Annotated in this window: 10 protein-coding genes; 2 read left to right on the forward strand and 8 right to left on the reverse strand. The window is 72.2% G+C overall.

Annotated features, from left to right (window positions below):
- The first annotated feature begins 256 nt into the window (after positions 1–256).
- Positions 257–3343 carry a DEAD/DEAH box helicase gene (locus AB0878_RS45330; protein WP_366588813.1) on the forward strand — a complete coding sequence of 1029 codons (3087 nt, stop codon included), beginning with the start codon at positions 257–259 and terminating at the stop codon, positions 3341–3343.
- A gap of 42 nt (positions 3344–3385) precedes the next feature.
- Here the strand turns inward: AB0878_RS45330 and AB0878_RS45335 are convergent, their stop codons facing one another.
- The 8 genes from AB0878_RS45335 to ssd form a co-directional block, all read right to left on the reverse strand.
- Complete coding sequence (locus AB0878_RS45335) at positions 3386–4006, reverse strand: bifunctional DNA primase/polymerase (RefSeq protein WP_366588816.1); 621 nt, start codon at positions 4004–4006, stop codon at positions 3386–3388.
- A 421-nt stretch (positions 4007–4427) separates the two neighbouring features.
- Entirely contained in the window at positions 4428–4781 is a 354-nt protein-coding gene (locus AB0878_RS45340; RefSeq protein WP_366588819.1) for an Rv3654c family TadE-like protein, read from the reverse strand.
- Positions 4778–5116: a TadE family type IV pilus minor pilin gene (locus AB0878_RS45345; protein WP_366588821.1), complete on the reverse strand. Its 339-nt coding sequence runs from the start codon at positions 5114–5116 to the stop codon at positions 4778–4780. The genes AB0878_RS45340 and AB0878_RS45345 overlap by 4 nt, the downstream gene beginning before the upstream one ends.
- Positions 5116–5280 (reverse strand): DUF4244 domain-containing protein, encoded by a 165-nt coding sequence (locus AB0878_RS45350; RefSeq protein WP_366588823.1) that lies wholly within the window; start codon positions 5278–5280, stop codon positions 5116–5118. Before AB0878_RS45350 ends, AB0878_RS45345 begins: the two co-directional genes overlap by 1 nt.
- A 31-nt stretch (positions 5281–5311) precedes the next feature.
- Positions 5312–6004, reverse strand: coding sequence for a type II secretion system F family protein (locus AB0878_RS45355; protein WP_366588826.1), 693 nt, complete (start codon positions 6002–6004; stop codon positions 5312–5314).
- Positions 6001–6753, reverse strand: coding sequence for a type II secretion system F family protein (locus AB0878_RS45360; RefSeq protein ID WP_366588828.1), 753 nt, complete (start codon positions 6751–6753; stop codon positions 6001–6003). Before AB0878_RS45360 ends, AB0878_RS45355 begins: the two co-directional genes overlap by 4 nt.
- Before the next feature lie 361 nt (positions 6754–7114).
- Complete coding sequence (locus AB0878_RS45365; protein ID WP_366588830.1) at positions 7115–8251, reverse strand: TadA family conjugal transfer-associated ATPase; 1137 nt, start codon at positions 8249–8251, stop codon at positions 7115–7117.
- A 690-nt stretch (positions 8252–8941) separates the two neighbouring features.
- Positions 8942–10024, reverse strand: a complete 1083-nt coding sequence (gene ssd, locus AB0878_RS45370; protein WP_366588832.1) for a septum site-determining protein Ssd — start codon at positions 10022–10024, stop codon at positions 8942–8944.
- Positions 10025–10578: 554 nt separating this feature from the next.
- Between ssd and AB0878_RS45375 the strand changes: the two genes are divergently transcribed.
- Positions 10579–11424: an HAD-IB family hydrolase gene (locus AB0878_RS45375; RefSeq protein ID WP_366588834.1), complete on the forward strand. Its 846-nt coding sequence runs from the start codon at positions 10579–10581 to the stop codon at positions 11422–11424.
- Positions 11425–11906: the final 482 nt, after the last annotated feature.

Below are 11906 nucleotides of genomic sequence, written 5' to 3' on the forward strand. Positions count from 1 at the left end.
TTGGCCAATGCGGACTCGTCGTACCCGGCGTGCCTGCACTGGCATGGGATCTGTACCGAGCGACACGCTAGCCGTGCGGGCAATGCACGTCTCACATGACGATCGCCACAGAGGGTGTGGATTGCGGGAGTGTATTGGTAGTGCTCAGCGGCCGTGCAACGCGTCCCGGTGACAGTACGTTCCGTGACCTTGTGTGATTGCTCACTTGATCGATCTGGCGCCGGTTTTGTCGGTGCCCTGTGCTTAGCTGCGGCACGTGGTCGAGCGAGGACGGAGGCTGCTCAGCCGGGTCACGGCGGGGGTCCCGGTGAACGAGAACCCGGTCACGCACGTGGCCGAGCTTCCCGCGCGGGCAGCCGGTTTCGTGGCGTGGCCGGAGTGGGCCGCGCCGTCGGTCGTGTCGGCGTTCGCGGGTTCCGGACTCGAGACTCCCTGGAAACACCAGGTCGAGGCGGCTTCGCTGGTTCACGCGGGGTCCCATGTGGTGGTGTCGACGGGCACGGCTTCGGGGAAGTCGTTGGCGTACCAGCTGCCGGTGCTGTCCGCGCTGGCCACGGGTTCCGCGGCGACCGCGTTGTACCTCTCGCCCACCAAGGCGCTGGGCGCTGACCAGCTGCGTTCGGTGTCCTCTTTGGACGTCCCCGAGGTGCGGGCGGCGTCGTACGACGGCGACACCCCGATGACCGAGCGCGACTGGGTGCGCGCGCACGCGAACTGGGTGTTCACGAACCCCGACATGCTCCACCGCGGCATCCTGTCGTCGCATTCGCGGTGGACCCGGTTTTTCAAGAACCTGGCGTACGTGGTGGTCGACGAGTGCCACAGCTACCGCGGGGTGTTCGGTTCGCACGTCGCGCTGCTGCTGCGCCGGCTGCGTCGGGTGGCGGCGCACTACGGGGCGTCGCCGGTGTTCGTGCTGGCCTCGGCGACGACGGCTTCGCCGGCGAACTTCGCTTCGCGGCTCACGGGGCTGCCCTGCGCCGCGGTCACCGAGGACGCTTCGCCGCGGGGCGCGCGGACGGTCGCGTTGTGGGAGCCCCCGCTGCTCGACGAGCTGACGGGCGAGAACGGCGCGCCGGTGCGACGTTCGGCGGGCGTGGAGACGGCGCGGATCCTCACGGACCTCGTGGTGGAAGGCGCGCGTTCGCTGGCTTTCGTGCGCTCGCGGCGCGGGGCGGAGCTCACGGCGTTGGGCGCGCGGCGCCTTCTGTCCGAAGTGGACCCTGCGTTGGCGGAAACCGTTGCGGCGTACCGATCCGGGTTCTTGCCGGAGGAGCGTCGCGCGCTGGAGGCCGCGCTGTTGTCCGGCCGGTTGCTGGGGGTGGCGACCACCAACGCGCTGGAGCTCGGCGTCGACATCGCGGGCCTCGACGCCGTGGTGCTCGCCGGCTACCCGGGCACGCTGGCATCGTTCTGGCAGCAGGCCGGACGCGCGGGCCGCTCGGGCGACGAGGCGCTGGTCGTGTTCGTGGCCCGCGACGACCCACTCGACACGTACCTGGTGCACCACCCGGCGGCGTTGCTGGAGCGTCCGGTGGAGACGGCCGTGCTCGACCCGACGAACCCGTACGTGCTCGGGCCGCAGCTCGCGTGCGCGGTCGCGGAGCTGCCTCTGACGGAACCGGAGCTGCCGATGTTCGGCGGTGCGGCGGCCCGCGCGGTGCTCGCGGACCTGGCGGAGGAGAAGCTGCTGCGCCGCCGGTCCAGCGGCTGGTACTGGACCGCCCGCGACCGCCCCCACGCGGAAGTCGGCATCCGCGGCTCGGGCGGCGACCAGATCGCCGTGGTGGAGGCGGATTCCGGGCGCATGCTCGGCACCGTCGACCCGGGGTCGGCTTGCTACGCGGTGCACCCGGGTGCGGTGTACCTGCACCAGGGTTCGTCGTACGTCGTCGACGAGCTCGACCTCGAGACCGGCCTCGCCCTCGTGCACGCCGAGGACCCGGACTGGCACACGTCGCCGCGGGAGGTCGTGGACATCTCGGTGCTGTCCACCCAGGAGCAGTGCACCCACGGCGGCGTCACGGTGAGCCTGGGCGAGGTCGCGGTGACGTCGCAGGTCGTCGGCTACCTGCGCCGCCGCCCGTCGGGTGAGGTGCTGGACCACACGCCACTGGACCTGCCGGAACAAAGCCTGCACACGCGCGCCGTCTGGTACACGGTGACCAGCGACCTGCTCGGCCCGTCTTATCGGGTGGGGACCGGTGTCGTGGGCGCGGCTCGGCCCGGTGCGGTCGCGGCGGCGGGGGCGGGGGCGGGAGACGCTGCGGTCGGGACCGCCGGGAAGACGGCGTCCGACGCTGCAGCTTCTGCACGGGTCGAACGCGCTCGGGTGGAACCGGAAGCTTCGGCCGCGGACCGCAGCGCTTCGACGCCAGCCACCCGCGGCCAGGAAGAGTTTGAGCCGGACGAGGCCGGCAATGCGGCTTCGGGCGCTCACGTGCCGAATGCCGGGCGAGGTAGCCGGATGGAGCCGGGGCCGACGGAGCAAGTGTCGCCGGAAGTCGACAAGGGCCGGCCGGTACAGGAGTCGCCTGCGGTGCAGGTGGCTTCGGCGGGGACCGAGGGTGCTCGTGACGAGGCCGTGGGTGCGACCATCGCGCCGACGGGGACCGGGGGCGCGCGGATCGAGGCCGATGACCTCGAGCCGGTGGGGACCGAAGCTGCTCCTGAAACCGCGGGTTCGACCGTCGCGCCGGTGGGGACCGGAGGCGCTCGGGTCGGGGCCGAGAGTGTGGAGTCGGTGGGGACCGGGGGTGCTCTGGGCGACGCCGCGGGTGCGGAGGTCGTATCGGCGGGGACCGGGGGTGCTGAGGGCGGGGCTGGTGCTGAGGCTCGGGCCGAGGCCGTCGCGCCGGTGGGGACCGGAGGCGCTCGGGTCGGGGCCGAGAGTGTGGAGTCGGTGGGGACCGGGGGTGCTGGCAGAGCACCGGGGGGCGCCGGATTGGTTCCGGCGCGCGTCCCCGGTGCCCTGCATGCCGCCGAGCACGCGGCGATCGGCCTGCTACCGCTGTTCGCTACGTGCGACCGCTGGGACATCGGCGGGGTGTCTACCGCGTGGCACGAGGACACCGGGGAGGCAACGGTGTTCGTGCACGATGGGCATCCCGGGGGTGCGGGATTTGCCGACCGCGGTTATGCCGCGATTGTCCCGTGGCTGGCCGCAACGCGGGAGGCGATCGTCTCCTGCGAGTGCCCGACGGGCTGCCCGTCCTGCGTTCAGTCGCCGAAGTGCGGGAACGGCAACGAACCGCTGGACAAGGCAGGGGCGGTGGCCGTACTGGATACCGTGCTTGGGGCTTTGCGTCAGCACGGGGAGCGGTGCGGCCACGGTGGTGCGTGAAATCTCTTCAGTTGTCGACGCTGCTTGCCGGGGTCGAACCGGTCAGGCAGCGGTGGTCTCCGCGAGCAGCGGCGCGTGCTCGTCGGCGAGGGCCCGCATGAGCACGTCGTGCACCTCGGCCGGGTCGGGCAGCTGCCAGCCGCACACCTCGGGCTTCACGCGCCAGTGCACGACACCGTGCTGGAACGGCGAAGGCGGCAGCGGGATGTAGCTGCCGGCACCGTGCCACTGCACGGAAGCCTGCTCGGCGAGCTCGGCCGGGATGTGGTCGGCGGGCGTGGTGAGGAACAGCCAGCGGCCGTTGGGCATCGCGACGATCGGCGCGGGGTGCCCGAGGGCACGCAGCAGGCGGGCGGCGCGCTTGCCCAGCTCGTCGTCGACCTCGATCGCGTCGACGACCGTGCCCGTGGCCACGAGCAGGCTGTGGGTGCGGTCGGAGAACCAGGTGGCGACCTCGTGGGCGTGGGTGCCGACCAGCTCGCGCCAGTCGTCCCGCACCGGCACCGGCCGGCGCCACGTGAGGTCGTCGCCCTCACCGGTGATCGGCGCCGGGGTCGCCCCCGGGAGCACCGGCCAGCCGCGCCAGGCGAGGCCGATCGCCTCCGCACGAAGTTCGATGCGGAAGGCGCTCCGCCAGCTGTCCGGCCAATTCGCGTCCAACATTGCTTTCCTGCCTTCAAGGTCCGGTTTCGCGCCACCCGGGTCGGGGCCGTTGGTGGCGCACGTCTCACTAAACGGCAATTTGCACATTGCGCGGAAGAGCCGCGCGACAACCGGTGGTTACTGGGCGATGAACGCCCGGTAGTGCACCGCTCGGCCGATAACGGACAGCCGATGATCGGCCGCTGAGCCCCCGCTGAGGCCCTCCAGCACGCGGGTTGACACTTTCACCGCCCTTCGCGACCGCCAAGGCGCACCACGTCGTTTACGCCTCTCACCAGCGGTTTTAACCGCTCGCCGTGCGTCAGCTACCGCTGCTCGTGGCTGTTGGCCGCTCGTCGAGACAGTGCGTCTGATGGGCTCGGCGATGATCCACATCGGCCGCCACTCGTCGTGACGACGCGCGGACGAGCGGTGGCGGGCGTCACTCCGGGAGGCCGACGGGGCCGGCCCGGGCCCGCGCCGAGGGCGGCGGCAAGCCGGGAACGGGTGGACTTGCAGCTCGCACCTCGACGAGGGCGTCACGCTCGTGCCAGCTGCAAGCCGTGACGACCGCGCCCTCGTGGTCGGCCACCTCGCGAGCGCGGTCGCAGGCCCGGGCGGGGCCGTCGGCGGCGTGCGCGGCAGCGGCCAGCGCGCCTAGGTCGGCGGCGGCTTCCACGCGGTGCCTCGCCGCGACGGCCGCGCCGAGCCAGCACCCCGCCGCGGCGAGGCCGACGAGCGCGGCGATCACGATGGCCGTCCACACGGTGGCGACGCCGTCGTCGTTGTCCTTCATTGCTGCACTCCGGGTTCGGCGACGGCGTAGGCGCTGGCGTCCAGGTGGAAGCCGGTGAGGGTCTCGGTGGTGACCTCGGCGGTGATGCCGTCGCCGGACCGGCGGATGGTGAGGCGCGCGCCGCGGGGCGCGATCGTCTGCACGACGGCCTCGGCCGCACCGGGCTGTCCGGCGGCGGCCAGGCGCGCGGCTTCGCGGGCGGCGTCGAGGCACCGGATGTGCCCGAGCACCGCCGCGAGGCCGGCGAGCAGCAGAGCCACCACGGCCGTGAGCGCGCCCAGCGAAAGGGCGGCTTCGACCGTGACCATCCCGCCGTCCCGGCGACGGCCGGCCATCAGGTCTCCACCGTGAGGGCCCGCTGCACGAGACCCGACAGCGCCGTGCTGATCGAGTCGCCGCTGAGCAGCACGAACAGCGCGAGCGCGAACGCCGCCGCGGCCACCGTGCCGATGGCGTACTCCGCCGTGGTGGTGCCCTCGTCTCCGGGGAGGAAGTGCATGGTCGGTCCTTTCTGTCCATTGTGGATTCATCTACAACACGCTCCCGATCCGCTCGGCCAGGCCGAGCACCACCGGCAGCACGCCGAGCACGAAGAACGCGGGGAGGAAACAGAGCCCCACCGGCAGCGCCAGGGCGACCCCGGCCCGTTCCGCGCGTTCCTCGGCCTCGACGCCGATCCCGTCACGCAGGCGGCGGGAAACTTCGCCGGCCGTCGCCGCGAGCGCCGCGCCCGACCGGGCCGTTCGCGTCGCGGCGACCGACAGCTCCTCGAACCCGGGCCGGGTTTTGAGCTGGGCCCAGGCTTCGGCCGGCCCGGCGCCGAGGGCGAGGAGGTTGGCGGTGGCCTTCATGGCGGTCGCCGTGTGCTCGGGCGCGGTGGCGCTGACGGCTTCGAGGGCCGTCGGCACCGGCAGGCCCGTGCGGAGGCAGGCGCCGAGGAGGTCGAGGGTGGCGGCAGAGTTCAGACGTTCGGTGACGTCGTCGCGGGGTTTGGGCCGACGCGAGCGGTGGAGGAGCCACCAGGCTGTTGCTCCCGCCAGTGCGCCGCCCGCGGGTCCGGCGACAACGGCTACGGACACGCCGGCCACCGCGGCGGCGAGGGCGTGTCTCGTGCGGAGGCTCGGGAGCTTGGGTCGCCAGGTGGCTGGCGGCGCGAGGCTCCGCGGCTTCGGCGCACTCGGCCAGACGAGGAGCGCGACGGCGGCGAGGACGTAAGGCGTCATCGGATCTCCCGACGGCCGGTGAGCGCTCGGGACCAGGCCGTGCCCGCCCAGAGCAGCGCCGCGCCGGCGACGAGGAACAGCTGCCCGAGGACGGTGTGGGTGAGGACGGTCAGCGGCTCGGCGCCGATGGCCTGCCCCATGGCGAGACACAGGACCGGCAGCGCGGTGAGGACGGTCGCGCTCATCCGCGGGCCGGCCATCTTGGCGTGGAGCCGCCGGGCGAACGTGGCGGCGGCGTCGACGTCGCGGCGGGTGGCGTCGAGGGTGTCGGCAATGGGGAGGCCGTGCCGGCGGGCGAGGGCCCAGGCCGCGGCGAGTTCCGGGAGTTCTCGGGATTCGAGCGCGCCGTCGAGTCTCGCGGCGGTGGCGAGGTTGGTGAGTTCTCCGGCTACCGCGGGGACTGCTTCGGCCGCCGCTTCAGCCGCGAGCACCGGGTGAGCGCCGGCCCGCAGCTCGGCGACCATCGTGCGGAGCGCGGCGGACGTCTGCTCAGCCCGGGTGAGCGTTGCGGCGGTTTTCTTTCTGCTGCGCCATTCCTGCCTTGCCGCGACGGTGATCAGCGCGGTCGCCACCGCGGCTCCGACCCCGGCGAGCGGGAGCGCGAGGAGCGTGGGCAGCACCCAGACGGCCTGGCGCGGCGGCGTGGGGATGGTGAGCCGTCGCCGCGGTGGTGCGAGCAGGCGGCTCGGGAGGGTGGGCCAGGTGAGGAGGGCGGTGCCGAAGCAGAGGAACGGCCAGGCGGTCATCATGCGGTCGCCTCCCTGGCCACGGAGGATCGGGTCGAGTGCAGCCATGCGAAATTGGCGATTCGGTTCGAGCGCGGGTCAGCCGCGGCCGCAACCGAGGACCAAGCCAGGCGCGGCCAGCAGCGACCGACTCCTCCGGCAACCAAGCTTCGGGGCACGCGTGGCCATTTGAAGCGGCCGCTTCGGCGCCAGCGGCGACATGGGCTGCCGCCAGGCGCGCAGTCGGCATCACGCGAGGGGCGGCAGCTCGCTCCAGGCTCAGGCCAGCCGCGCAAGGCGCGACGCGCGGATTGCTGAGGCAATGCGCCGAGGCACGTTCGAGCGGTGCGGCGGGCGGCGGGTCGCGCAAACGGGTTGGTCGGAGTCACGCGGTCGCCTCCTCGAAGAGGGGGCGGTAGGGGGTCCAGTGGCCGTCGCGCCAGATGGGGGTGGTGTGGGTGGTTGCGGTGGTGCGGTGGAGGGTGGCGATTTCGGTGAGGCGGCGGGCGCCGGTGGGGTCGCGGCGGAGGTGGAGGACGACGCGGATGGCGGCGGCCAGCTGGCTGTGGAGGGCGTCGCCGGTGAGGCCGCCCAGGGAGGCGAGCGCTTCGAGACGGGCGGGGACCTCGGAGGGCGAGTTGGCGTGGAGGGTGCAGGCGCCGCCGTCGTGGCCGGTGTTGAGGGCGTTGAGCAGGGAGCAGACTTCGGCGCCGCGGACTTCACCGACCACCAGGCGGTCGGGGCGCATGCGCAGGGCCTGGCGGACGAGCTCGGGCAGCTCGACGGCGCCGGCGCCTTCGACGTTGGCCGGGCGGGCGACGAGGCTGACGAACTGCGGGTGCGCGGGGCGGAGCTCGCCGGCGTCCTCGACGCAGATGATGCGTTCGCGCGGGCTGACCTCGGCCAGGAGTGCACTGAGGAGGGTCGTCTTGCCGGCGCCGGTTCCGCCCGTGACCAGGAACGCGAGGCGGCGCGTGATGATCGAGCGGAGGATCTCGGCGCCTTCCTCGTTGACGACGCCGAGCGAGGTCAGGGTGTCGAGCGTGTGCGTGGCCGGGCGCAGGACGCGCAAGGACAGGCAGGTGCCGTTGGGGGCGATGGGCGGCAGGACGGCGTGGACTCGGACGTGTCCGCCCGGAACAGGAAGCCAACCGTCCACATAGGGCTGTGCGTCGTCGAGCCGCCGGCCCGCGGCGAGAGCCAGACGCTGCGCCAGGCGGCGGACGGCTTCTTCGTCGGCGAAGCGGACGTCGGTGCGGGTCAGACCGGAGTCGCCGTCGGTCCAGGTTTGGTCGGGCGCGGTGACGAGGACGTCGGTGACGGTCGGGTCCTCGAGTAGCGGCGCGAGCGGGCCTGCGCCGACGAACTCGTCGTGGGCCTGGCGGACGGCATCGAGGACGGCATCGTGGCTGAGCGTGCCGCCGGCCTCCGCCCGCACGGCCTCCGCGACGGCGACGGGGTCCGCCAGACGGCTCTCACCGGCGAGGCGGTTGCGGACGCGCTCGACGAATTCGGTGGTCATATCGGCGGCTTCGGACGAGTGGGCATGGCTGGGCTCCCGGCATCGCAGGGCGAATGGGTTGGTGGTGAAGGAAAAGAAAGAGGGACCACTCGAACTGTTGAGCGCAGGTGCGCGATGGGCGAACTCGGCTCGGGAACACAATCGAGCGGCCGGAACGACGGAGGACTTACCGGCAGCGCGGCCTACGGCCCACACCGCAACGAGTGCCGCAAGAGGAGTTCGGTCGGCAAGGCCGCGCCACTAGCGCCAAGGCGGACGCGTGCGGAGGTCGGATTTCGGTGAGTGCGGTCGTGGCGTCGGTCGGCCACGCTGCCGCCTGACGAGGTGGCCAAGAGGCCCGTGCACGCTCGCATCGCAAGCCGCCGCGGAGATCGAGGACGGGGCTGGGCGGAGGGCGGCCACGACGCGGGGGCTGGGAAGCCCTTACACGGCTGCATCACAAGCCCCCGAGGAAAGCGAGGCCGGGGCTCGGTGAAGCCCGACCCCGACGAGGCGGCCGAGAAGCCCATGCACGGCGGCATCACAAGCCGCCGAGGAAAGCGAGGCCGAGGCTCGCTGGAACCCAACCCCGACGAGGCGGCCGAGAAGCCCATGCACGGCGGCATCACAAGCTGCCCCGGGAAGCGAGGACGGGGCTCGGTGGAGGGCGGCCAGGACGAGGCGGCCAAGAAGCCCGTGGAAGGTCGCATCTCAAGCCGCCGCGGGAAGTGAGGTCGGGGTGGGGTGGAGTTCGGCCAGGACGGTGCGGGCGGTGGTGGCCAGGGCGCCCTTGGGTGGGAGGTCGAACTCGCCCGTTTCGAGGGTGGCGGCGACGCGGCGTTCGGGCGGCAGGGTGGCGAGCAGGGGTGGGCCGAGGAGTGCCGTGGTGCGGGAAGGGGGTGCGCCGGCGCGGGGGTGTCCACTTGCGACGATGGCGAGGCGGTCGGTGTGGGGCGTCAGCAGCTCGAGGACCTGGCGCGCGGCCATGCAGGCGCGGAATTCGACCGGGACGACCAGGACCACCAGGTCCGCGAGAGAGGCAACGGCCAAAGCGCCCTCGTCGAGGTGGCGGGGCAGGTCGCAGACGACGGTGCGGCCCGAGCGGCGGCCGGCGGTGACGACGGCGGACAGTGCGCGCGGCGTGGGGCCCGGGCCGGTGCGGCCGCAGGCCAACACGGGCAGGGTGCCGCGGCGTGGGAGGGCGTCGACCAGAGCGGGCAGCGAGACGCGGCCGGACAGGCGGACGTCGGGCCAGCGGTGGCCGGGGGTGTTTTCCAAGCCCAGCGGGAGATCCAGGCCGCCGCCCAACGGGTCGCAGTCGACGAGCAGGGCGGGGCCGGCGCGGTCCGCTTCGACGGCCGTGGCGGCGGCCAGCACGGAAGCACCCGCGCCGCCGCGGCCGCCGAGGAAGGCGAGGATCGGGCCGGGGCGTTCGGCGGGGGCGTCGGCGACGTCGGCCAACGCCACGGTCAGGTCGGATTCATCGTCGGGCAGGCACACCACGCGCCGGGCGCCGACCAGCGCCGCGCGGCGCCAGGAGTCGACGCCGGCCGCGCCTTTCGACACCACCACCACGCCGTCGCGGCGGGGTAAGTGGGGTAGGTGGGGCAGGAGCACCCGGTCGTCGGCGGAGTCCTCGTCGATCACGACCAGCGGCGCCCGCGTCCAGCGCGAGCGTGCGGCCGCGAGGTCCGGTGCGCGGTCGAGCTCGCAGCCGGCGACCGCGGCGACGCGCAGGATCTCGTCGAGCACCGCGCCGTCGGCGGCGACGACGAGTGGACGTGCGGTTGTCATGAAGGCCTCCCCCTGGCGGATCGGACCCGGCCGATGTGGACCGGGTCCCACCAAGATCACCCGGCCCGAGCCCGCCGGCAATGGCCAACCGAGCAACCTGTGGATAACCCGGTGCTTGTGGACAACTCCCGCCGAAACCGCTCAGCACAGGCGAACCCGTCGAGCCGTTGAGGCACAATGCGCGACCCGCCCACACCCCTGAACCGGGGAATTGCAGGCAGTCTCGTAATTGCCACGAAAAACATCCTGGCGATCCGCGAACGCAGCGGAAAAAATGCACTACCCGAGAAAAGAGGGCGGCCCTCGCCAGGGGGGAGGGACGAGGGCCGCCGTGGGTTCAGCCCCGGGGGGTCGGACTGAACCGGCCCGGTTGGACACCGGGTTCCCCCACTGTAACTCCGCAGGGCACCGGTTGGCGCCGCGAGTGACACCTACGATTCGATAACGGCATCCAGAGCCGGATGTACTGTCCTGTCATGGATTTTCCGCCGGACGGGCGCGCCGGTGTTCGATCAACGCGAGAACGAGGGCGTCGCTTCTCCTATCCTGATCACGTGGCCGAACCCAGCACCGCGCCGCCGCGCGAATCCCACCCCGAAGAACCCCGGCGCACCGTCGCCGCGTTCTTCGATCTCGACAAGACCATCATCGCTTCTTCCAGCGCGCTGGCGTTCAGCAAACCATTACTCAGAGAAGGGCTGATCAACCGCCGAGCCGCTTTGCGTAGCGCGTACGCACAACTCGTCTTCTCCCTCGCGGGCGCCGACGCCGACAAGACCGAACGCATGCGCGCCGAGGTCTCGAAGCTCTGCGCCGGCTGGGATGTCGCCCAGGTGTCCGCGATCGTGCAAGAAACGCTCCACGACGTGGTGGACCCCCTCGTGTACGTCGAGGCCACCGATCTCATCAACCGCCACCTCTCCGACGGCCACGACGTCGTCGTCCTCTCCGCCACCGGTGAAGAGGTCGCCGCACCCGTCGCCGCGATGCTCGGCGCCACGCGCTGCGTCGCCACGCGCATGGGTGTCACCGACGGCCGCTACAACGGCGAAATCGACTTCTACTGCTACGGCGACAACAAGGCCATCGCCGCGAAACAGCTCGCCGCGACGTACGGGTACGACCTCGCCGAGTGCTTCGCCTACACCGATTCCAGTACGGACATCCCGCTCCTGGAGACTGTCGGCCACCCCCACGCGGTGAACCCCGACAAGCTCCTGCGCCGAGAGGCCGGCGAGCGCGACTGGCCGATCCTCGCGTTCGAACGCCCCATGTCGCTGCGCAGCCGGATCCCCGCCCGGTCCGCGGGCATGGTCGCGCTCGGCGTGGGCGCCTTCGCGGCGGGCGCCACCTGGTACAGCCTGAGTCGTCGCCGACGGTTCCGAACGCCCCCGCGCTAGGCACCCACACGGCGGTACCGCGACCGGTTTTCTCAAGCGTAGAGCGGAATCGGCCGTTGCTCATGGTGTGTGCATCACCAGATCGAGCCTCTTTTGCCGGTGCACCCGTCCACGCTCTTGAAGTGACCGGGCTCACGGCGTAGAAAGTAGGTGCGGACGTTGAGCCGGCCAGGGCAGAGGTAGAAGAGAAGCCTCTGTCACCCCGGGCAACCTCCGTGCGCGGACTCCGGGTACCCACGCGCAGCGCGCCGCGGGAGGCTCGTCGTCTAGGGACTGCGTACCGGGACGCCGGACGCCGAGTCCATGAAGGTACGACCAGAGTTGCACGCTTGGTCGCCCGAGATGTTCCGCGCTTGCAGGCGGCGCCCGCCGGCTTCGGCCGACGGGTACCTCCGCTCGGCCGACCCCGAGACGTTGCGCGACCTCGCGAAGCGGATGACCGCGATCGCCCACGGCGCTGCCGAAATGACGGGCTGTGGCGT

The sequence above is a fragment of the Amycolatopsis sp. NPDC047767 genome (genome assembly GCF_040704195.1).
Taxonomy (GTDB): Bacteria; Actinomycetota; Actinomycetes; order Mycobacteriales; family Pseudonocardiaceae; genus Amycolatopsis.